The 21,189-nt window shown below is 69.0% G+C and carries 19 protein-coding genes; 5 read left to right on the plus strand and 14 right to left on the minus strand.

From position 1 onward, the window contains the following. Positions 1 to 9: 9 nt before the first annotated feature. The 3 genes from AR3_RS09150 to AR3_RS09160 are packed head-to-tail and all read right to left on the minus strand — an operon-like array spanning position 10 to position 2,922. Positions 10 to 843: an ABC transporter ATP-binding protein gene (locus AR3_RS09150; RefSeq protein WP_067911471.1), complete on the minus strand. Its 834-nt coding sequence runs from the start codon at positions 841 to 843 to the stop codon at positions 10 to 12. After that, complete coding sequence (locus tag AR3_RS09155; RefSeq protein WP_067911474.1) at positions 840 to 1,898, minus strand: FecCD family ABC transporter permease; 1,059 nt, start codon at positions 1,896 to 1,898, stop codon at positions 840 to 842. The genes AR3_RS09150 and AR3_RS09155 overlap by 4 nt, the downstream gene beginning before the upstream one ends. A 28-nt stretch (positions 1,899 to 1,926) precedes the next feature. Beyond that, positions 1,927 to 2,922, minus strand: coding sequence for a FecCD family ABC transporter permease (locus AR3_RS09160; protein WP_067911475.1), 996 nt, complete (start codon positions 2,920 to 2,922; stop codon positions 1,927 to 1,929). A gap of 393 nt (positions 2,923 to 3,315) precedes the next feature. Here AR3_RS09160 and AR3_RS09165 point away from each other — a divergent pair, with 393 nt between their 5' ends. From AR3_RS09165 to AR3_RS09175, 3 genes are all read left to right on the plus strand, one after another. Further along, a complete protein-coding gene (locus AR3_RS09165) occupies positions 3,316 to 5,283 on the plus strand; it encodes a hypothetical protein (RefSeq protein WP_067911477.1) in 1,968 nt (655 codons plus the stop codon). Between the two features lie 79 nt (positions 5,284 to 5,362). Further along, the gene (locus tag AR3_RS09170) at positions 5,363 to 6,106 is read left to right on the plus strand and encodes a 3-keto-5-aminohexanoate cleavage protein (RefSeq protein ID WP_067911480.1); all 744 of its coding nucleotides are present in this window, start codon (positions 5,363 to 5,365) and stop codon (positions 6,104 to 6,106) included. Positions 6,107 to 6,372: 266 nt separating this feature from the next. Next, entirely contained in the window at positions 6,373 to 7,107 is a 735-nt protein-coding gene (locus tag AR3_RS09175; protein WP_067911483.1) for a neutral zinc metallopeptidase, read from the plus strand. A gap of 95 nt (positions 7,108 to 7,202) precedes the next feature. Here the strand turns inward: AR3_RS09175 and AR3_RS09180 are convergent, their stop codons facing one another. The 4 genes from AR3_RS09180 to AR3_RS09195 all read right to left on the minus strand — a co-directional run bounded on the left by AR3_RS09180 (position 7,203) and on the right by AR3_RS09195 (position 9,626). Then, positions 7,203 to 7,505 (minus strand): MTH1187 family thiamine-binding protein, encoded by a 303-nt coding sequence (locus AR3_RS09180; protein ID WP_067911486.1) that lies wholly within the window; start codon positions 7,503 to 7,505, stop codon positions 7,203 to 7,205. Between the two features lie 37 nt (positions 7,506 to 7,542). Next, positions 7,543 to 7,929, minus strand: a complete 387-nt coding sequence (locus tag AR3_RS09185) for a DUF7715 family protein (protein ID WP_067911489.1) — start codon at positions 7,927 to 7,929, stop codon at positions 7,543 to 7,545. 90 nt (positions 7,930 to 8,019) lie between these two features. Continuing rightward, the gene (locus AR3_RS09190) at positions 8,020 to 9,093 is read right to left on the minus strand and encodes a DUF6528 family protein (protein ID WP_067911491.1); all 1,074 of its coding nucleotides are present in this window, start codon (positions 9,091 to 9,093) and stop codon (positions 8,020 to 8,022) included. A 119-nt stretch (positions 9,094 to 9,212) separates the two neighbouring features. Continuing rightward, positions 9,213 to 9,626 (minus strand): hypothetical protein, encoded by a 414-nt coding sequence (locus tag AR3_RS09195; RefSeq protein ID WP_067911494.1) that lies wholly within the window; start codon positions 9,624 to 9,626, stop codon positions 9,213 to 9,215. Between the two features lie 396 nt (positions 9,627 to 10,022). Here AR3_RS09195 and AR3_RS09200 point away from each other — a divergent pair, with 396 nt between their 5' ends. Then, positions 10,023 to 10,829, plus strand: coding sequence for an enoyl-CoA hydratase/isomerase family protein (locus AR3_RS09200; protein WP_067911498.1), 807 nt, complete (start codon positions 10,023 to 10,025; stop codon positions 10,827 to 10,829). A gap of 191 nt (positions 10,830 to 11,020) precedes the next feature. Here the strand turns inward: AR3_RS09200 and AR3_RS09205 are convergent, their stop codons facing one another. The 5 genes from AR3_RS09205 to AR3_RS09225 all read right to left on the minus strand — a co-directional run bounded on the left by AR3_RS09205 (position 11,021) and on the right by AR3_RS09225 (position 17,210). Further along, positions 11,021 to 12,127 (minus strand): hypothetical protein, encoded by a 1,107-nt coding sequence (locus tag AR3_RS09205; protein ID WP_146150199.1) that lies wholly within the window; start codon positions 12,125 to 12,127, stop codon positions 11,021 to 11,023. A gap of 271 nt (positions 12,128 to 12,398) precedes the next feature. Then, positions 12,399 to 13,142 (minus strand): SMODS-associated NUDIX domain-containing protein, encoded by a 744-nt coding sequence (locus AR3_RS09210; protein WP_313819621.1) that lies wholly within the window; start codon positions 13,140 to 13,142, stop codon positions 12,399 to 12,401. Positions 13,143 to 13,181: 39 nt separating this feature from the next. Then, positions 13,182 to 13,646 (minus strand): nucleoside 2-deoxyribosyltransferase, encoded by a 465-nt coding sequence (locus AR3_RS09215; protein ID WP_067911507.1) that lies wholly within the window; start codon positions 13,644 to 13,646, stop codon positions 13,182 to 13,184. Further along, positions 13,643 to 15,856, minus strand: coding sequence for a phosphotransferase (locus AR3_RS09220; protein ID WP_067911510.1), 2,214 nt, complete (start codon positions 15,854 to 15,856; stop codon positions 13,643 to 13,645). Before AR3_RS09220 ends, AR3_RS09215 begins: the two co-directional genes overlap by 4 nt. A gap of 19 nt (positions 15,857 to 15,875) precedes the next feature. Then, a complete protein-coding gene (locus tag AR3_RS09225; protein ID WP_169803801.1) occupies positions 15,876 to 17,210 on the minus strand; it encodes a B12-binding domain-containing radical SAM protein in 1,335 nt (444 codons plus the stop codon). Positions 17,211 to 18,537: 1,327 nt separating this feature from the next. On the opposite strand from AR3_RS09225, the gene AR3_RS31675 reads away from it, so the two are divergent. Then, complete coding sequence (locus AR3_RS31675) at positions 18,538 to 18,861, plus strand: hypothetical protein (protein ID WP_217998502.1); 324 nt, start codon at positions 18,538 to 18,540, stop codon at positions 18,859 to 18,861. Here the strand turns inward: AR3_RS31675 and AR3_RS09230 are convergent. Both AR3_RS09230 and AR3_RS09235 read right to left on the minus strand, forming a co-directional pair. Continuing rightward, a complete protein-coding gene (locus AR3_RS09230; RefSeq protein ID WP_067911516.1) occupies positions 18,858 to 19,748 on the minus strand; it encodes a hypothetical protein in 891 nt (296 codons plus the stop codon). The two genes, AR3_RS31675 and AR3_RS09230, sit on opposite strands and share 4 nt — an antisense overlap. A 3-nt stretch (positions 19,749 to 19,751) precedes the next feature. Then, positions 19,752 to 20,369, minus strand: a complete 618-nt coding sequence (locus AR3_RS09235) for a hypothetical protein (protein WP_146150202.1) — start codon at positions 20,367 to 20,369, stop codon at positions 19,752 to 19,754. Between the last annotated feature and the right edge of the window lie 820 nt (positions 20,370 to 21,189).

Below are 21,189 nucleotides of genomic sequence, written 5' to 3' on the forward strand. Positions count from 1 at the left end.
GGCCGCCGGTCAGGCCGGGGCGTTCGGCACCACCAGCGGAGCGCCCGTCACCGGGCACGGGATGACCACGCCGCCCAGCCCGAACACGTCGGCGAGGCGGTCGGCGTCCATCACCTCGGCGGGCGGCCCCTGGGCGGCGACCCGGCCGTCCTTCATGACCACCAGGTGGTCGGCGTACCGGCAGGCCTGGTTCAGGTCGTGCAGCACCGCCACCACCGTCCGCCCGGCGTCCCGGTTGAGGCGGCGCAGGAGGTCGAGCACCTCGATCTGGTGGGCCAGGTCCAGGTAGGTCGTGGGTTCGTCCAGCAGCAGCGCGTCGGTGTCCTGGGCGAGGATCATCGCGATCCACACCCGCTGCCGCTGGCCGCCCGACAGCGCGTCCACCGGCCGGTCCCGCAGGTCGGCGAGGCCGGTCAGGCTCAGGGCGCGTTCGACGGCCTCGGTGTCGGCGGCGCTCCACTGCCGGAACCACCGCTGGTGCGGCTGGCGGCCCCGCGCCACCAGGTCGGCGACGGTGAGGCCCTCGGGCGCGATCGGGCTCTGCGGCAGGACGCCCAGGCGGCGCGCCAGCTCGCGGGTGGGCATCGCGTGCACGTCCGCCCCGTCGATGAGGGCGGCGCCGCCGCGCGGGGCCAGCAGCCGGGCCAGCGTGCGCAGCAGCGTGGACTTGCCGCACGCGTTGGGGCCGACGATCACGGTGAACGCGCCGCCGGGCAGGTCCAGGTCCAGGTCTTCGATGACGAGCCGGTCGCCGTAGCCGGCGCTGAGGCCGCGCGCGGCCAGCCGCACCGGGGGCCGGTCGCCGCCCGGGCCGGACGGCGGCGGAGCGTGCTCGGTGGTCATGCGTTCTTCCTCCGAACCAGCAGCCACAGCAGATAGGGGCCGCCGAGGGCCGCGGTGAGCACCCCGACCGGCAGCTGCACGGGCGCGAAGGCGGAGCGGGCGACCAGGTCGGCGACGACGGTGAGCAGCGCGCCGGTGAGGGCGGCGCAGGCCAGCGGCGGGCGTTCGGCGCGCACCAGGCGGCGGGCCAGCTGCGGCGCGGCCAGGGCGACGAAGTCGACGGCGCCCGCCTGCGAGGTCGCCAGGGCGGCCAGCAGCACGGCGACGGCGCCGAGCACGATCCGGCGTCCCACCACGCGCACGCCCAGGCCGCGGGCCACGTCGTCGTCGAGGGCGGTGGTGTCCATGGCGCGGCCCGCCCACAGCAGGACGGGGAGCGCCAGCAGCAGCGGCACCGCCAGGACGCGCGCCTCGGCGTAGCCGAGCCCGCCCAGGCTGCCCGCCAGCCACACCTGCGCCCGCTGCCCCTCGATCGGGTCGGCGTCGACGATCACCACTTCGGTGAGCGCCTTGAGCGCCACCGCCACGGCGACGCCGCACAGCACGAAGCGGTGCGCCGCCAGCCCGTACCGCAGCGACAGCGCGAACACCGCCGCCGCGGCCGCCAGCCCGCCGAGCAGCGCGCCCGCGCCCAGCCAGGCCGTGCCCAGCCCCGCGCTCATCGCGACGGTGGCGGCCAGCCCGGCGCCCTGGGTGACGCCGACGACGTCGGGGCTGGCCAGCGGGTTGCGGCTGATCGACTGCAGCAGCGCGCCGGACAGCCCCAGCAGCGCGCCCACCGCGAGCCCGACCGCGATGCGGGGCATGCGCAGGTCCTGGACGACGACGGTGAACGGCCCGTCGCCCGCCAGCGCCCGCACCACCTCGGCCGGGGGGATGAACGTGCTGCCGACGCCGAGCGACACGACCGCGGCCGCGGCCGTCAGCGCCGCGAGCACCGCGCCCACGACGGCGGAACGGCGCCGGACCACGAAAGCGACCGCGCCGCCGCCCACGACCAGAGTGCCCGCCGCCGGATGCGCGCGGCTCACCGTGCTCACCGCCTGCCGTCTCATGCGCGGCTCTCCGCTCGCCTCGTGCCGCTCATACCGCGACCGTCCGTCCGCGGCGGATCAGGAGGATGAGGAACGGGGCGCCCACCAGCGCGGTGACGACGCCGGCGCGGATCTCGGCGGGCGGCAGGACCAGCCGGCCCAGCACGTCGGCCGCGAGCAGCAGCGCCGGCCCGAGCAGCAGGGACACCGCCAGCACCCACCGGTGGTCGGCGCCGACCAGGCCGCGCGCCAGGTGCGGCACGGCCAGCCCGACGAACCCGATCGGCCCGGCGGCGGCGACGGCCGCGCCGGTGAGCACGACGGCCGCGGCGGCGGCCAGCAGCCGCACCCGGCCCACGTCGCGGCCGAGGCCGCGCGCCACGTCGTCGCCGAGGGCCAGGGCGTCCAGGCCGCGGGCCACGGCGAACGCCATCACGACGCCGGCGCCCACGAACGGCAGCACCCACACCGCCACCTCGGCGGGCCGTCCCGCCAGCGACCCGACCGCCCAGAAGCGGTAGGCGTCGAAGGTCTGCGCGTTGACGGACAGCACGCCGATGACCACGCCGGTGAGCGAGGCGTCCAGCGCGGTCCCCGCCAGAGCCAGCGTGACCGGGGAGGCGCCGTCGCGGGCACGCGACGCCAGCGCGTACACGAACGCGCCGGACGCGGCCGCGCCCACGATGCCGAACCACACGTAGGCGGGCAGCGTGGTCAGCCCGAACACGCTGATCGCGACGACCACGCCGAGGGACGCGCCGGACGTCACGCCCATCAGGCGCGGCTCGGCCAGCGGGTTGCGGGTCAGCGCCTGCATCAGGACCCCGGCCAGGGCCAGCCCCGCGCCGACCGCCAGGCCGGTCACCGTGCGCGGCAGCCGCAGCGACCGCACGATCGTGCTCTCCTCGCCGCCGTCGGGCCGCAGCAGCGCGTCCACGACGTGCCCGGGGGCGATGCCGCGGCTGCCCGCGGCCAGGCTGGCCAGCACCGCCGCCGCCAGCAGCGCCGCGCAGCCCGCCGCCACGGCGAGCCGCCGGCCGCGCATCCCGCTCACCCGCCGTTCACCCCTGCCTCGGTCGTTGGGATCGGCGCCGTTCGGGATGGGCGCCGTTGAATAGGTGCCGTTGAAATAGGTGCCGTTGGGATAGGTTAGGCAAACCTAAGGCAGGTGGAGCGTACGGGACTAGGGTTCAAAACGACAAATCAGTGACAGACGGGACGATGCTCCCGTTGACGTCGGGACGGCCGCGGCCCCGGCCGGAGCGCCGGGCGCTCCCCCGCCGCCGACCGCGCAGGCCCGGTTCGGCCACCGACCCTCGTCCAGGCCGGACCGGCATTGACCGCTCCGCGCTTTTGAGGTCTGATCTTGAACGACGCTCGGCGCCTGGCTCGGGGGCGGCGCTCGCGCGGATCGTGCGATGCCTCCGGGAGGTCGGCCTTGCGCGCACTGCTCGCGACCACCGCCGCGCTCGCCCTCGCGGGCGCGCTGCTGTCCGTCCCCTCTCCCGCCGCCGCGGCGACCGCCGACGACGGGTGCGACCCGATCGACCCGGCGTCGTGCCTGCTGCCGTTCCCCAACGACTGGTACACGGTGCGCGACGCCCGCACCGACACCGGCCGCCGCGTGAACCTGCGCACGACGCTGCGCAACGCGCTGGGCATGCCGATCCGCCCGGACGAATGGAACCGCTCCGACGGCTTCTCGCCCGGCTCCATGCTGCTGGCGCACGTCCCCGGCGTGGACCTGGCCCGCAGCGGCGCGGCGCCGATCACCGACATCGGAGCGTCCCTGCGCCGCGACGCCCCCATCGTCATCGTCGACGCCGCGACCGGGGAACGCTGGCCGTACTGGGCGGAACCGGACGCCAACGCCACGCGCGACGACCGCCGCGCGCTCATCGTCCGTCCGGCGCGCAACTTCCGCGAGGGGCACCGGTACGTGGTGGCGCTGCGCCGCCTGCGCGACGCCGACGGGAACGTCATCAAGCCCGGCGCGACGTTCCGCAGACTCCTCGGGCCGACGCTCCCGCCGGGCCACCCGCTGCGCGAACGCCAACGCGCCACCCGACGCGTGCTGTCGGACCTCTCGCGTCACGGCGTCGGCACCGAGGACCTCTACCTCGCGTGGGACTTCACCGTCGCCAGCCGCCGCAATCTGTCCGAGCGGATGCTGCACATCCGCGACGAAGCGCTCAAGAGCCTCGGCCCCACGGGCTCACCCCCGTTCCTCGTCACGCAGGTCGCCGACGACGTCGACGAGCGCATCGCGCGGGAGGTCAAGGGCGTGCTGTTCGCGCCCAGCTACCTGAACCAGCCCGGCGGGCCGCCCGGATCGTCGTTCCGCTTCGGACGCGACGGGCTCCCCGAACGCCTGCCCTTCAACACCCAGGTGGTGCCGTTCCAGTGCGAGATCCCGCGGTCGGCGTTCACGTCGCCCGCGCGGGCCGCGCTGTACGGGCACGGCCTGCTGGGCAGCGAACGGGAGGTGGCCGCGGGCAACGTCAAGGCGATGGCGGCCGAGCACGGGTTCGTGTTCTGCGCGACCAAGTGGATCGGCATGGCCGACGAGGACGTCCCCAACGTCGTCGCCACGCTGGCCGACCTCAGCCGGTTCAACACCGTCGCCGACCGGCTCCAGCAGGGCATGCTCCACTTCATCCTGCTCGGCCGGGCCATGACGCGCGGCTTCCCCGGCGACAAGGCGTTCCGCACCGCCGACGGCAGGCCGCTCATCGACGCCTCCCGGGGCGTGGTGTACGACGGCAACAGCCAGGGCGGCATCATGGGCGGCGCGCTGACCGCCGTGTCCCCGGACGTGCGGCGCGCCGTGCTGGGCGTCCCCGGCATGAACTACAGCACGCTGCTCAACCGCAGCTCCGACTTCCCGACCTACGCGCGGGTGCTGGACGCGTTCTACCCCGACAAGCTCGACCAGCAGATCGCCATCGCGCTGATCCAGATGCTGTGGGACCGCGGCGAGGCCGACGGCTACGCCGCCCACATGACCGACCGTCCGCTGCCGGGCACGCCGTCGCACCGGGTGCTCATGCACGTGGCGTTCGGCGACCACCAGGTGGCGCCGGTCGCGGCCGAGGTCGAGGCCCGCACCGTCGGGGCGCGGCTGCACTCGCCCGCGCTGCGCCCCGGCCGCAGCCCCGACCGGGTGCCGTTCTGGGGCATCCCGGCGATCGGCGCGTACCCGTACGCGGGCTCGGCGATGGTGGTGTGGGACAGCGGCGCGCCCGCCCCGCCGCTCACCAACACCCCGCCGACCGAGGGCCGCGACCCGCACTCCGACCCGCGCAACTCGCCCGACGCGCGCAGGCAGAAGGCCGTGTTCTTGAAGACCGGCCGGGTCGTCGACGTCTGCGGCGGCGGCCCCTGCGTGATCCCCTCCGGCGGATGACGGCGCGCCCGGCTCTTCCGGAGGTCAGGATCGCGTGACCCCTTCACCACGGGGCGCGATATTCTGCGATGATCTCGGCATGCTGCAGGTTTGTCCCAACGGTCCGCGCACCCGCGCCGACTGCGCCCATCTGCCGGTGGCGCCGCACGAGCTCGCCGCCGCCGTCCGCGACGCGGTGATCGCGGGCGCGGAGGACGTCCACCTGCACCCCAAGGACGCCTCCGGCGCCGACTCGCTGGAGCCGGACGCGGTCGCCGAGGCGGTGGCCGCCGTGCGCGCGGCCGTTCCGGGCATCCGCGTGGGCGTCACCACCGGCGCCTGGGCCGCGCCCGACCCCCGGGACCGCGCCGAGCTGGTGCGCTCGTGGAAGGTATTGCCCGACCACGCGTCGGTGAACTGGCACGAGGAGGGGGCCGAGCTGGTCGCCGACGCGCTGCTGGACCTCGGCGTCGAGATCGAGGCGGGCGTCTTCTCCGGCACCGACGCGGCCCGCCGCTTCCTGGCGTGGCCGTCGGCGCACCGCGTGCTGCGGGTGCTGGCCGAGGTCACCGACACCGATCCGCAGACCGCGCCGCGCACCGCCGCCGCGCTGCTGGAGGAGCTGGGAACGGCGCGCGGCCGTCCCGTCCTGCTGCACGGGGAGGACGGCGGCGCCTGGCCGGTGCTGCGCATGGCCGCCGAGCTCGGCCTCGACACCCGCATCGGGCTGGAGGACAGCCTGCTGCTGCCCGACGGGACGCCCGCGCCCGACAACGCGTCCCTGGTCCGGGCGGCCCGCTCCATCCTCGGGCTCGCCGCGCCTCCGCGCGACCGCGTCGTGTGATGCCGCCCCGGGCGCCGTCCTCCGGCGCGCACGTCCGTTCCGCCGAGGAGGCGGACCGGACCCATCGCCTGCCCTGAGGCCGCGAACGGCGTCGCCGCCGGCCGGAGAAGCGCCGTCCCGACGAAAGGAGTTCAGACGCGGGGGCCGCACGCGACGTTCCCGTGCGGTTGCTCACAAACTCCGGTGAAACCGGCTCTCGCGGAGCCTCCGTCACAGTGCCGATCGGGTCACAAGATCACCTCACCGGCACCGACGGAGAACGACTCATGCGCAACGCACGACGCACCTTCGCGGCCGCGTTCCTGGCCGCGGCGGCGCTGGCCGCCGCGGGGTGCACGATCAAGATCGACGCTCCCGAGTCCGCGGCGGGCACCGCGTCCCGGACGGCCACGCCGCGCGCTTCGCGGTCCCCTGTCGGCACCGCCGTGAACGAGGCCGAGATGCAGCACGACATCTCGGCGGCCCAGAGGGTGGTGGACGGGTTCTGGCGCAACCACTGGTCGGAGTACTTCACCGGCTTCTACCGGTCGCCGAGGGTGCGCGGCGGATACGACGGCGACGTCCCGGCGTCCGCGCCGACCTGCGGCGGCAAGCCCGCGGCACGCAACAACGCGTTCTACTGCATCCCGCAGGACTACATCGCCTGGGACCTCAACCTGATGCGCGCCGGCTACGCCAAGGGCGACGCCTGGGTCTACATGATCATCGCGCACGAGTGGGGGCACGCCGTCCAGGCCCGGCTGCGGTCGTCCCTGGTCTCCGTGCAGAAGGAGCTGCAGGCCGACTGCCTGGCCGGGGCGGCGCTGTACGGGGCGGCCGAGCGCGACCGCACGCTGAGCATCGAGCCCGGCGACCGCGAGGAGATCATCGACGCCTTCAAGGCGGTCGGCGACGACACCCCGTGGACCAGTCCCGGCGACCACGGCGACGCCCTGCAGCGCATCGAGTACTTCAGCAAGGGCCGCACCGGCGGCGTCCGCGCCTGCTTCAACCGCGCCTGACCCCGCCCGCGCACACCGCCCCCGTCCGCTTCCCCGCGGCGGACGGGGCGTCCCCCGCCGGGCCCCAGGGGTCGCGTACTGCCGCCGCTCGCCGTTCAGGACCGGTCTTCGGCGAGGTGGCGTTCGATGCTCTCGACCTTGGCGTCCAGGGCCCCGGTGACGCCGGGACGCAGATCCGCCTTGATCACCACGCTGACCCTGGGGGCGCGGGCGGCGACGGCGTCGGTGGCGGCCTTGACCACCGCCATCACCTCGTCCCACTCCCCCTCGACCGTGGTGAACATCGCGTCGGTGCGGTTGGGCAGGCCGCTGGCCCGCACCACGCGGACGGCCTCCGCCACCAGTTCACCGACGTTCTCCCCGACGCCGAGCGGGGTCACCGAGAACGCGACCAGCACGACACACCTCCACGCGTGATCCTAGGCGGCCGCGGACCTACGGCTGCACCACCTCGCGGACCACGATCTCGTCCAGGCGGCGCTCCACGATCGCGCCGACCGGCCAGTCGCGCACCAGGCACCGCAGCTCTGCCGCCTCGTGCTCGGCGAACGTGGCGTCGTAGCCGCGCTGCTCCAGGCTGGACCGCAGCGCCTCCACGTAGTCGGCCTCGGTGAACCCGGGGACCTCCCGGACCATGGCCGTGGTGGTGGCCCGGTGCGAGTTGAGCCCGGCGAACGCGCGGCCGCAGCCGCAGGCGCCGTCCGGGTCGCCGCGGTCGCCGGCGCACACCGCGCCGATGTGCACCAGCTCCCCCTCGATGCACCAGTGGAAGTCGTTGTCGCGGTAGCCCTGCGTGACCTTGGTGGCGGTGAGCAGCTTCACAGCGGGCCCCTCCCGGACCGTCCGAACCCGGACCAACCGTACGGCGGGCGTCCGACATCCTGAGGCGGTCTTCGGACCGACCTCGGGCGATCACTGGTAGGCCGTGACGAACCAGCGGGCCCGGTAGAACTGGGCGCCGGGCAGCACGCGCGTGGCGTTCCTGTGTCCCGGCCCGAAGAACTCCAAGGTGTCGGTGCACCAGGATGTCGCGCATCCCCACTTGGGCCGCGTCAGCAGCACTTGCCCGGTGCGGGGATGGTTTCCCACCGACTTGACGATGCGCTTGTTGACCCGCTCGGCGTACCGGTAGCGGGTGGTGAAGGTGTCCTTGCGCTTGTCGTACTGATAGACGCCGTAGTGCGTGGTGATCCACAGCCGGTGGCGGTCGCCGTAGACGGGGGCCAGGTCGTGGCCGCTCGCCGACGGCAGCTTCGTGCGCTTGACCACCTTCAACGTCGGGCGGCGCGCCGTGCCGCGCACCCGCAGCGCGATGAGGTGGTCCCGGCCGAGGGCCCACAGGAACTTGCGGGCCGGGTCCCACAGGACGCCGTGGGCGCCTTCGAGAGGCACCTGAGCGTGCGTCCGGGCGGCGCGTCCCCGCGAGGCGGCGTAGACGCGCACCCAGTCGCCCCTGGACGCCGCGACGGCGACGTTTCCGTTGGGCAGCAGCTCGGCGCCGTGCAGGCTGTTCGCCCTGCCGGCGTCGACGGCCCACAGGCGCCTGCCGGTCGGGTACTCGATGACGCCGGCGAAACCGCCGCCCTGGGCGGTCACCACGTACGTCCGTCCGCGCAGCCGCCGTACCCGGATGTCGGACGCGCTGCCCCACGAATGCGCGACGTCCCGGTAGCCGCGCTTGGGATCGGGCCTCCAGGACCACTTCACACCGCGTCCCTTCGACCACGAGCGCTTGTGCGCGTCCAACACGAGGAGCCGGCGCCGCCCCTGGTCGCCGGCGATGATCAGCCCCTTCGCCCATCCCTTGGGACGGGCCGACGGCTTGGCCATCGCGGGCAGCAGCTTCTTGGGCAGCGGGTCCGTCGGCGGAACGGGCGCGGCCGCGGCGGGCGGCGCGGCGACCGGCACGGCCGCGACGACCCCCGCCGCGAGGGTTCGCCGGACGGTGCCGGGACGGAGCAGGCAGCGGACAGTGCGACGCGGCATCGGACCTCCTCCGGGCGACGGATGCGGCGAGCTGTAACGCTCCGTACCCGACTCATCACAAACAGTCGGGTATTCATCCGCGAAATCCCGGCAACGGCCCCGTCGGCGGGAGGTTCCCGTCAGGCCCCGCCTTCGCGGACGAAGCCGTGACGCGCCAACAGCTCCACCAGTTGGAGGCCCACGGCGCTCAGGACGCGGCCGGTGCCCCGACACGCCCGGCAAGGCATCTGCTCGGGCTCGTCGGGCCGAGCCCGCATGTGCTCGTTGATGGCCCGCTCGACGGCCATCACGACCGTGGGCACCTCGGCCTCGGGGTGCTGCCCCTGCCCGCCCTGGGAGGCGTGCGACAAGTCCGCGGCACGGTGCGCGGCCTGCGCCACGCGGAACAGCTCGTTGGCGCGCTCGTGCCAGGCGCGCCACTCCGCGCTGCGCACCTGGCCCGTCCCTTCGCACTCGCCGCAGTCGCACTCGAGCGCGGCGAGGAACCGGACCCACTGCTCGGCGGAGGGGTCCGAGAAGTCAGGCTTCGTCATGCGTGATGCGATGCCGGCACCGTTTCTCCATCGCTTCCTGTACGCGCCGCGCGGACCGGAGGTTCACACGCGGCGCCGACCACATTACGGGCATCTCACCCCACACCAACACCCCGGGTCCGACTTACGTACATATCTGTGCATTTCTGCGAATATGCACGGTGCTACAGTGCCCGCGTGCGTCATGGAGCGGAGGACCGGGACACGGCGTCCGCCACCCCGCAGGCTCTGAGCCGCCTGCGTCAAGGCCCGCACACCGTCACCGACCCCTTCGGCACGGCGTCGCGGCCGCTTCGGCCTGGCGCCCGGTGCTCCCCCGGGCCGCACCGTCAGTCCGTACGCGCACCGGCGCCCCGGCGCCGCCGGGCGCGCCCGTCAAGCTGAGGAGCCCACCGGATGGCCTGGTCCGACTACGAGCGGCTGCGGTTCGAACGGCGCGAGCACGGCGTGCTGCTCATCACGCTCGACCGTCCCGAGAAGTACAACGCGGCCGACGAGCGCATGCACACCGAGATGGCGCGCGTGTGGAAGGACGTGTCGGCCGACCCCGACGTCAGGGTGGCCGTGGTGACCGGCGCGGGCAAGGCGTTCTCCGCGGGCGGCGACCTCGACATGGTCGACCGGATGGCGGGCGACCACGACCGGGTGTCGCACATGCTCACCGAGATGAGCGACCTGGTCTACACCATGGTCGACTGCGCCAAGCCGATCGTGTCGGCGATCAACGGGGTGGCGGTCGGCGCGGGGCTGGTCGTGGCGCTGCTGGCCGACATCTCCATCTGCGCCGAGGACGCCCGGCTCGGCGACGGCCACGTGCGGCTGGGCGTGGCCGCCGGGGACCACGCGGCCATCATCTGGCCGCTGCTGGCGGGCCTGGCCAAGGCCCGCTACTACCTGCTGACCGGCGAGATGCTCGACGGCAGGGAGGCCGAGCGCATCGGCCTGGTCAGCCGCGCGGTGCCGCGCGAACAGGTGCTCGAGGAGGCCCTGCGCGTGGCCGACGTCCTGGCCACCGGGCCGCAGCAGGCGATCCAGTTGACCCGCCGCGCCCTCAACAACTGGCTGCGGAGCGCGGGCCCGATCTTCGACCAGTCCGCCGCGTACGAGATGCTCACCTTCATGGGCCCGGACGTACGCGAAGGCCTGGCCGCCCTGCGCGAAAAGCGCGAGCCGCGCTTCCCGTCCGCCTTCCCCGAGGGCTGACGCATGCCTTCTACCCGCCGCTTCCCTGCGCCGTCCGGGCCGGTCGCCGCCCTCGCTCCGTTCAGCCAGAAGCCGCTTTGAAGGGATCTTGCACCCACCGCGCCCGCGACGAATCCCTCCGAAATCGCGCCGCGCGGTTCCCGTGCGCTGTCCCAGCTCGATGCGGCCCGGCCGGGCCGTCGGGGTCCTGGTCATTCTGGCGCGGTGTAGATCCAGGCGGGCTCGCCGAAGTTCTTTTCCGGCACTTCGGCGATTACCCGATGAAAGCTCGTAGGCGCCAGGTTGCCGTATCCGTGAGCAATGACGTCGCGGTATAAGGTGTCTGAGACGATGAGGGCCAGGTCGGCTTTCGGCCGATCGTTGAGGGCCTGACGCGCCATCCGTGAATCGAGCAGCCGGCGTGTGACGATCGTGGACTCCCCCACCCATCCGTTCACTCCCCACTGCACGTGACCTCGGTGCAGGGCGGCCCGGATGCGAAGCCGGGCTCGTTCACTGAGATCGGCGTTGATGCGGGCCAATCCGTCGCGCAGCCCTTCGATGAGACGCGGGATGACCACTGCCTCGTCAAGGCCGGCGGGGAGGATGACGAATTGGCCGTCCCCGGACTTTTCAAGCTCCAAGCCGGACTCGTCCACGCCGGCGTGGCAGCGGGCTTCGGCGAGCAGACGAACGAACCGCTCCTGGGCACGAACCGCCTCGGGCGTCCGAAACCGGCTGAAGCGTTCAATGTCGGCGGCGAAGCACAGCCGTACTCCTGCACAGTCCGCACGTTTCACTTGTGCGTCGCCGCCATGACCCAGCGGTACCGCGGGCCTCCTCTCGATCGGCATGTTCTGCAGCGGCACAGAGAACTGGACGGGCGGGCCATGCCCGTGCACGATTTTGGAGCGTATGAGACGGCGCACGGCAGAGCCGTCCACCCGCAACGTTCCCTTGAGTTGCGAGATGGAACTCGGAACTTCTGCAGTGACGTTGATCGCATATTCTCTCGGGAGCGAGTCACGCGTGCCAGGCGCCTCGAAATAGATACCGGCAGCGTGGGCGCGTTGTGGCTCCGTGATGACCGCCAGCGGTTCTCCGCCGAGCCGTTCCCCGTCAGTCGTGGGTGTGCTCCCACGAGTCGAGGACATGCCGCCATCTGCGGTCCTCGCATCCACCCTCAGCACGGAAACACGTCGATCATTAAAGCACATGCGCACGAACAGACCGACGTAATGAGATCGCCCGGATAAGGGTTCGAGCTCCACCGTGAAACAGAGTTCGACAAGACTGACGGCTGCGAGAGACTCGCTCACGGCCTGACGGTCGATAGCGCCCGACTCCTCGACCGCCCTCGCTGGCGGTAGCCCCACGTACACCTGTCCAACCCGAACGAACCTCAGCCGATCCCGCCATCCCCGAACGGTGCGCAACTCGACTCGTGCTTTGGTGTACGGACCTGCCAGCAGCGCCGGCTCGCCTGACTCCATGACGCCTCCTCGCCCACATCACGAGGCATCAATGAATGACCCGAGAACCGCGTGCCACTGACACGGACGGCTCGAAAATCCGGGTCGCGAACGCGCATCACCGGACCATGGGCAGATCCGGGTGAATCCGCCGAGTATCTATGAGATAAGCCGAGTGGCCGCCGATGAGCGCTGGGCCGATCCGGCCGTGTCGGATCTGCTCCGTGGTCGCGCATATCACCCCGGTAACGGCATCGTCCTGGCCGGCCTCGATGAGCTGCCAACGAAATCGATCAGCGATCTCACCGGTGGCGACCAAATCATAAACCTCATAACGACGCAGTTGCAGAAACGACCTGCCAGGAACGGGCTGTGGCCCCTCAACAACTGTTCTCACATGAGTAAAGACGAGTTCGCTCGTTACGGGCGCCAGGCGCCCAAGATCCACCTCGGCGAGCTCCTCAGCGAGTTCCCGCCGCAGACATTCGACGAAGTCCTCCCGATAGGCTCCGGTCGCAAACCACCGCAGGAATCCCCGCAGCGACGAAACCGGCAGGAAGCCGCGGAGATCGGCGCGCATATCGCCGACGAGCGAATCCGCCCGGTCCGGACGGAAGCCCAGATCCTCCAGTATGCCGATCGCCGGAGTGAAATACTTGTACACCCCTCCGGGAGGACCGTACGAGCCGGGACGGCTCAACGAGTGCACCAGAACATGCCTGTCGTCGTCCTTGATGCGCACCAGTGCCGCAATAGAGATACGGACGCTTCGTCGCTCCGGCCAGGCCCGCATCGAGTCCACCAACCTCTCCGCAGCCATCGTCTCAGCCGCCGCCCCGCCGCATTGTGTCCCTTGGCACATTCCTGGGCCTCTCGCGGCACCGACGTGCGGCGCGGCCTCTCAGACCGTGGTCACGGACGGTACGTTGATCTCGGAGAGCAACTCGCCCGTGAGCCTCCTGATCTGATCCATATGCTCGTAGGATCTCTCGTGATCCGCGAGATCGGTGGTCTTGTTCGGCCGGTCCGGCTCACGCCACAGCGCAAGGATCGGCTTTCCCAGTGCCTTGGCATAACCCGCCTCGATGTTCAGGCCGACTCGACGACTCCTACCAGAGCTGCTGGTCAGATCCAACAGAACCGCGTCCGCATTCCGGATTTCCGCGAACGCCGCTTCCAGCACTTCTTTCACGGGGGTCCCGTTGAGCCGCCACCCCTGCGCATCGCGAATGTGGGCATATGTCTTGAAACCGGCGTCTTGTGCCCCCATACTGATCAGTTCCAGCCGCTCCTGCAACTCCTCGAGCGGCTCACCTTCCAGGGCATAGCAGACAAAGAGTTTTCTCTCCGTTGTCCCCATCTTCATTCGCCCCGCCCCATCCTCTTGAATGCATAGTGCGCCAGAACCAATCCTACCCTTTTCTCTGCTCCTGGAACATCGAACTTGAGACGGCCCAACAAGATCATTCCTAGGAGCCAGTAGAATGTCTCTTCCCTGCCGTGCTGCTTTATCTCTTGCGGCAGGAAACTATGCTCAAAAAAGGACAAATCGCGAACCGCCACCCGGTCCCTGCGCCGCCACGGCCGGGTTCCCGCGACCAGCGCCCGCTCTACTCGCTCCAGAGTCGCGATGTCGTAGCGGTTCACCACGAACCGGGTCTTGAGGTCGGCATACAGATAGGCGATGTCATAGAGCGCGGGGAAGCGCTCCCTCATCTTTCCGAAGTCGATGATTCCGAAACCGTCGGCCCCGAACAGCACGTTTTCCGCATGCAGGTCGCCGTGTATGGGCGAGAGCGTGAACAAGTAGTGCTCCCGGTCGAGCTCCTCCTCCATCTGCATTGTGGGATCACTGAGCTGTATCCCCTCGATTTCCAGCGTCCGTTCACGGCGCACGACGCCGAGCCTGCCCAGCAATGAGTTGTAGGAGTCGCGCCGACTCGTCAGGATCTTGCCTTCTATCCAGAGCCGCCGCCCCGGAGCCGCCTCATTCAGGAGAATCTCGTTACGATCACCGAGGAATATGTCGATCTTCGCATGCTCGGCAACGGTGTAGGCGCGCAACACGCGTCTCCGGAGATCGACCTCTGATATCTCGACCTCGCGGCTCGCGAACCTGCCGTCGCTCTTGGTCGATATCGCAGTCGAACCCCGAGGGTCATATCCGGAGACCTCGACGACGTACTCGGCCGGCAGGAACTCATTGATGAAACTGCGGATGCTGTCGGCGTCGACGGTGGTTCCGTGCTTGTAAAGCACCTCGTGGAGGTGCGTGACCATCAGGCGCCCCAAGATCTCTCGAGCCCGTTCCGGATCGTATTGAACAGGCCGGAAAAGGTCGGCGATGTTCTCTATCCTCTCCTGCCTCCTGAGGCCGAGGTGATGATGTGCGTCCTGGTAGATGATTCCGGCCATACCGTCAGCTGTCACCCGGAACTTTTTGATGGTCATAAAAGCCGCCGTACCGCGGTCTTTCACCAGTTTCTTATAGTTCTCATACTCCTGCCGCAGCTCGTGTTCGGATCCCACCTTGAGTATTGATACGTTGGAGATCCTCAGATCGTTCAAATGCTCATGCTCGCGGACCTCGAGCACTGTGGACCCGGACTTGCCCGCGGGGATGAAGCGGTGCAGCGAGACAGCCCTGCAGTTGCCGTCCCGGAAGAGTTGTCGCGCCATGCGCTCGATGCGCAGGCGGGTCAGCTCGGAGTAGCCGGCGCCGATGATGCTGCCCCACCGCACCTGCACGCCCTCCTCTCCCTGGTCGAGGGAGTACGGGATCAGCGCTCGAACGTTGGCCAGCAGCTTGGTCAGCGCCATCTCCTGCTCCGCCGCGGAGCGGTGGACCCGGCTGATGTCCGACTTGACCCGCTCTGGGGCGGGCTCCAGGATGTGCTCGATGAACTTGCGCATCCATGCGCTCTTCTGATCCGGCATCTCGCGGAGCTGGGCCAGTTTGTGCAGCAAGAAGTCGGCGTTGTCGTTGATGTCGATGATCCGCTCCTTGCTGTCCAGGGTGTCCATTCCCAGCCCCATGAACAGATCAGGAAAGTCCTCGAAGGTGGAGAACGGAATACGGTGTCCCAGCTCCTTCAGGACCTCGTCGAAGCACTCGGCGATGACGCGGTGCTTCTCCCCGCAGATGAGCTGGTCCGGCGCGAGCAGCTCGATGGCGGCGATGCACTTCGGCACGAAAAGGATGTTGGGTGACGCCCAGGACCTGTTCTGCTCATCGATGAGCCGCTTCACCGAGGGGACTCCCTCGGTGTATAGCCTGAAGTATACGGCTTGGATCTCCTCCATCCGCCGTTTGGCGAGGTCCAACTCCAGAGTGCTGACGACTTTGAGCTTGGGCGCGTCGAATCCGAGGTAATTGCGATAGAAGCCCCGGGTCAGCTCGATCTCTTCCTGCTGTCGAGCCCTTAGCGTGCGATTCCGGCTGTCGTGTTCGTCATACGGAATCAACAGCAGGACGACGTTGTTCCCATCGACGAGTATCCGATAAAGGGTGTTGAGCATCTTCAGATGCCCCAAGTGATAGAGCAGCCTCGGGCGCGCGTGCAGCAGATAGGTCACGGGTCTGCGACCGCGCCGTTCAGTCCTGCTCTCCGATGGAGGTGTAGAAGTCATTGATCATTTCCTGTATGACGTTCGGCGGCACGAGGGCGTATTTTCTGTTCGTCCCCCATGCGTGTTTGTTGTAGTACGTCCGCTCAAGTTCGAAGTCCGCATAGTCGAGAAGCTCGTCCATGCTGTGGCCCGCGGCCAGCAGGCTCTGCCAGAGCGCCGACCCGGGCATAGGCTTGAACATGAAGATTCGCGGTCTGAAGAAGGATCCGCCGACCGCATGCAGGCGCCTGGCCAGGTCGATGGTCAACTCCATGTCGAGTTGCGATTCGCCAGGAAATCCGATGACGAAATACCCCTTCGCGGATATCTCGCACTCCGCAAGGGTTCTGACCACCTGGAAGAGCTCCTCCTCTTTGGCGAATTTGCCCATCACACGCCGGGTCTGAAGGGAGCCGGACTCGATTCCGAAGGAAACTCGGGAGACCCCCAGAGCCTTCATGCGGGCAATGTCGACCGCAGAGAGTTTCCGCAAGAACTGCAAGGGAAAGTTCAGCTCCCAGGACAATGAGATCCGTTCCTTCTCCAGCAGATCCAAGAAGTCGAGGAGCTGTGCCCGGCCGTTGAACGGGAGGTCGTCCACGATCTGGATGCCCTGCACCTGGTGGTTCGATATCAAATGGTGAATCTCGGCCACCACCGATTCGGCTGACCGCCGTCGATAGGTCGTGCCGTTGCTCCGGCAACTTCCGGCACAGAACTTGCAGGTGAAGACACATCCCCGACTGATGGAGATGTCCATCCATCGGCGCCCGTCCCGCCAGTAGGGCTCGGTCGGCAGCATCGTCCGGTCGGGGATCGGGAGCTCGTCGAGGGAGATGTCCGCCGCGGGCGCGGTGGCGACCGTCATGCCGAGGGCGTCGCGGAAGTAGATGCCGGGAATGGTGCTCGGGTGCCTCTCCCGCAGGATGTCGACGATCGTCGATTCGCCGTCGCCGCGAACCATGATCTGGGCTCGTCTCAGCCGCGCGCCGAAGTGGCCGGCGGGCATATTCGATACGTGCGGGCCGCCGATGACGATTCTGATATGCGGATCGATCAGCTCGGTGATGCGCTCGACGATCGCGAAGTTGATCGAGAAAGTGTTGAATCCCGCGACCCGGGGGCTCATCGAATTTATCTCGGCGGCGATTTCGGCGGGTGCCAGTTGCCGGTGTTCCGCGTCGAGGATGCTCGCATCAAATCCCGCGTTGCGAGCCGAGGTGGCCACGTACAGCAGCCCGACCGGTGTCGAGTAGGACGACTCGTACCTCGGGTAACGACTGTAGTCATGGATAGGGCTGTTCACCAGCACGAGATCCACGATCTTGAACGCTCCCGGGCCGCATACCCGCGTCACATACGTTTCTCATCACAAGTCATAGCGCCTCTTCGCCTGGATGCTACCCGACGATATCGACACCATCCAGTCGGTTTACGTGATCGTTTACATTGATGATTCCGATGGGTCTGCCCATCCGATAGCAGTCGGATATTCGGTTAGCCGCAAAAGTCAGCGACACTGTCCGAAAATCATTGATCGATCGCACTGTTCTTCTGCTGCTCCCACCGGGCTGCCCGCTCTGCGGAGCCGGGTCACTGCCCCGGAACACGGCTGGTGAGCTGTTCTCCACTCACTCTCACATCACCGATCAGAGCGTCGCACCGAGCTCCCGTACCAGCGAACATTGCCTCCGCTCACCGCAAGGCCGGTGTCCGCGGGGCGTCCCTACGCCCAGGAGCGGACCGCGCCGCGCTGGACGAAGATCCTCATGCCTGGTGATCAGTACGTATGTCGGCAGACCTGGTGTGGCGCCGAGTACAGCACAGGGAAGACTTCTGCTGACGGGGTGACAGCGGCGACACCCCAACGAGGTCACGCTTCACTCTGGACAGCTCGGATCCCTTTGGACCGTACAAGCGCGTCACAATCCAGCTGAATGCCCGGGCTGTTAGATGCGCCAGCTCCAGAGAAGATCAAAATCAGGAAACCGTTCCCCTCAAGAACGGAGAGTCGTCGCACCTGAACATGGACGGCCCGCAGCGGCTGTCACTCCCCTACTCGCCGTCGCATCCCGACTGCCGCAGATCCGACTTCCATGCTCGCCCGGCACGGGACTGCAGGTGCGGCGCTGGTGCAGGACAGACACTTTCGAGCGCTCCCGGACGTACGCGGGAGGCTGCCGGGCCATTCCAGAGGTGATACCCCGGGATGCCTTGTCGGAGGCGGCTACCTACCGGATGGGCTCCCGTCGATCCCCGCGCATGGCGGGACTACTGGGCTCCCGCAAAGGTCGCAAGCCACCGCGCGGGGCAGTGGTGATGTGGACGGGCCGCGAAACCCGCATCCAAAGGATCACGAGTACTCGGCGGAGAACGGCCGAGGCAAGCGAGCGCCAATGCCATGGACGATCGGCGTCGACAGATAGCGGGTCTGGGTGCGCACGTCAGAGGTGATGAGCGACCGGCGCACCATCATTCCGTTGGACCTGCTGTTGGCGTTGCGCTCCCTCCAGGCTGACAAGCATCACAGGTTGGCCAACCACTGCATGGCCTGCGACCGGTGGCGTCCCTCTAAGGGTGAGAACGATCGCTGCCCGCACGGGCCACGGCGTCCCGGCCGCTGACATGTTGCGATCCCTCTAGTGGTGATGAGCGATCCGAGAGTAAAGTCCCAGCTCACGCCGCCAAATCGACATTGTTCCATCGCCGATTCTGCAGCGACCCGCCAGTTGCGCAACCCCGCAGTTCAGAGAGTCGCGGAAAGCCTGCACCGGTTACTCCTCCCTGAACTCGGCGACGGCCGCGTACGGCTGGGCGTGGCCGCCGGGGACCACGCGGCCATCATCTGGCCGCTGCTGGCAGGCCTGGCCAAAGCGCGCTACTACCTGCTGACCGGCGACATGCTCGACGGGAAGGAAGCCGTCCGCCTTCCCCGAGGGCTGAGGCGCACACGGGACGTCACGGAGCCTTAAGGCGCCAGGTCCACTCTGATGTCGTCGCGGTAGTCCCGGAGCAGAATCACCGCCGTTCCGTTGCCTCGCCTCCAGCCAGAGGGAAGCAGGAACCATCGTCCCCGCGTATGGGCGAGAGTGTGCAGGCCGTCGTAGCGGAACGCGTACGCCGATTCCTCACCGCCGGCGAGCCGCACCATTCGGACACCCGGTGCCCCGATCTGCAGGCGCTCACGGCTGAACACGATCGCCTTCGGCTGACGGACCAACAGCGACATCTCGATCGCTTGCGCTTCCCGCTCCCCCTGCCGCTGCGCCTCACCGGCCGTCGCCCAGAAAGCGGCGATCAGCGCAAGCCCGACGAGCAGGCCCCGACGCACGGGGCGGGTGGAGGCGGCCGTGAACTGGTCAGGCAGGTTCGCGCGAATCCACGCGTTCTCCGTCGCGTAGATGAGCAGCAGCGCGCCGACGCCCAACGCCACCGGCGAAAAGATCGGGCCGGCCAGCACCCGCGCCCGGTGCTGCAGTCCGATCGCACCGATGGCGAGCAGGACGAGCGCACCGATCACAAGGCCGGTGCAGACGACGCGCCGCCACTTCGGAGACAGGCGGTCGAGCAGAAGTACGAGGACATGGTGGGCGATGATCGCCACCACCCCGGCGATCAGAACCACCGTCAGCGGGGCGAACAGCGGTCCGGCGCTGTGCACGAGGTAATCCGTCGTCGTGTACCCGAGGCTGCCCAGGTTCACACCGAAGTAGCCGTACAGCGCCTCCGCGCGGGTGTACCCGAAGTAGTACAGCACCGCTGTCAGGACGCCGGCGGACGCCAGCACCCGCATGACGAAACCGAGGAACGGACCCAATCCACGGAGATTGGCGGACAGGTCGCTCTCGTCGCCGAGCACCGCTCAAGGGCTTTCATCGGGGACCGGGGTCGGCCGAGGCTCTTCCGTCTCGGTGGGGCTCTCCTCGGTGGGGCTGGGCGTCGAAGTGGTCGTCACCGTCCCCGGAGTCGAGGTCCCCGGCGTCGGCGGCGCGGTCGGCCCCTCCGATTCCGGGGACACGGTGGTGTGCCGCGCCGGCTCGACGATCTCGGTGAACACCTTGGGTTCGACCACACCGACGCGCAGGCAGACGTTGTCGCCGCACTCCGGGGCGGTGAGCTGGATGTATCCGGCAACGTCAGAGCCCTCATCGTCCTGCGGCTTGGTCGGCGCCGCCACCGTCTTGGCCGTCAGGCACGCGTCCTGCTTCGACCGGCAGGGCATCCCCTTGTTCCGCCGGAACTTATCGTTGACCTCCTTCGCGCACTCGTCACCGACCTGCGGAAGATCGGTCGTCGCGCGACAGGCGTCGGCGATCTGCCGTACCTGCTCCGGGGTGAGGCGCACCTGGGCGGCCACGGTGGCGTGCGCCTGGACGTCCCCGCCGACGGCAAGCCCGCTCGGCTGCATCGGCAACGGTGTGGTCGCGAGCCGTGCGCGGCGCTCCCCGCCGCATGCCCCGACCAGCGAGACGACCAGCATCACAACCACGGCGGCGCCCAGCGCCCCCAGCTGTCGGCGACCCAATGGCTCCCCCACTGCCACAGACGCACCGGTAGACGACGGGAAGATGTCCGCTCCTCCTGAGCAGAAACCTCCCCGCCAGCATCACGGCCCATCAGCACCACAACAAGCAGCCGGACAGGGGCCAGGGACCATCTCCTGCGAACACAACGGCCTCATCGAAGCCCACCGAACACCCCCAGGTGCTCGATGGTGGCCGTGATCAGCGACCGGACGGCCTCCAGCCGTCCTGGACCGCGCCGCGGTGGACGGCTCGCGATCCCTCCAGGGGTAATGAGCAACTCCTGATCGACCTCGATCCGCAGGGGCACCTGACGTTGCGATCCCTCCAGAGGTGATGAGCCACAGCGTAAGGCGCTGGCTAAGACCGGTCGCGGCCCCAAGCCGTTGCGATCCCTCTAGGGGCGATGAGCGACATCACCAGAGCATTGTCGTGTCGGCGCTGCGTGTCGCGTTGAAATCCCTCTGGGGTGATGAGCGACGTCTCTCTCAGTGACGTGTCCTCGATGCCGAGGGCAGGTTGCGATCCCTCTGGGGGTGATGAGCCACCCCTGCCGAAGCTGATCATCCACAACGCCCCGTTTTTGCGATCCCTCTAGGGTGATAAGCGACCTGTCCTCGGTCGACCTGGCTGTGCTGACGGTGCAGCGGTGCGATCCCTCTAGGGGTGATGAGCGACCCGGCCCGCGCACGAACGTGCCCTTCGCGGGGAGCGTGAGTTGCGATCCCTCTAGGGCCTGTTTTGTGGATCGTGGTTGAGCCAGAGCATGAGGCTCGT

The organism is Actinomadura rubrobrunea NBRC 15275 (genome assembly GCF_001552235.1).
GTDB lineage: Bacteria > Actinomycetota > Actinomycetes > Streptosporangiales > Streptosporangiaceae > Spirillospora > Spirillospora viridilutea.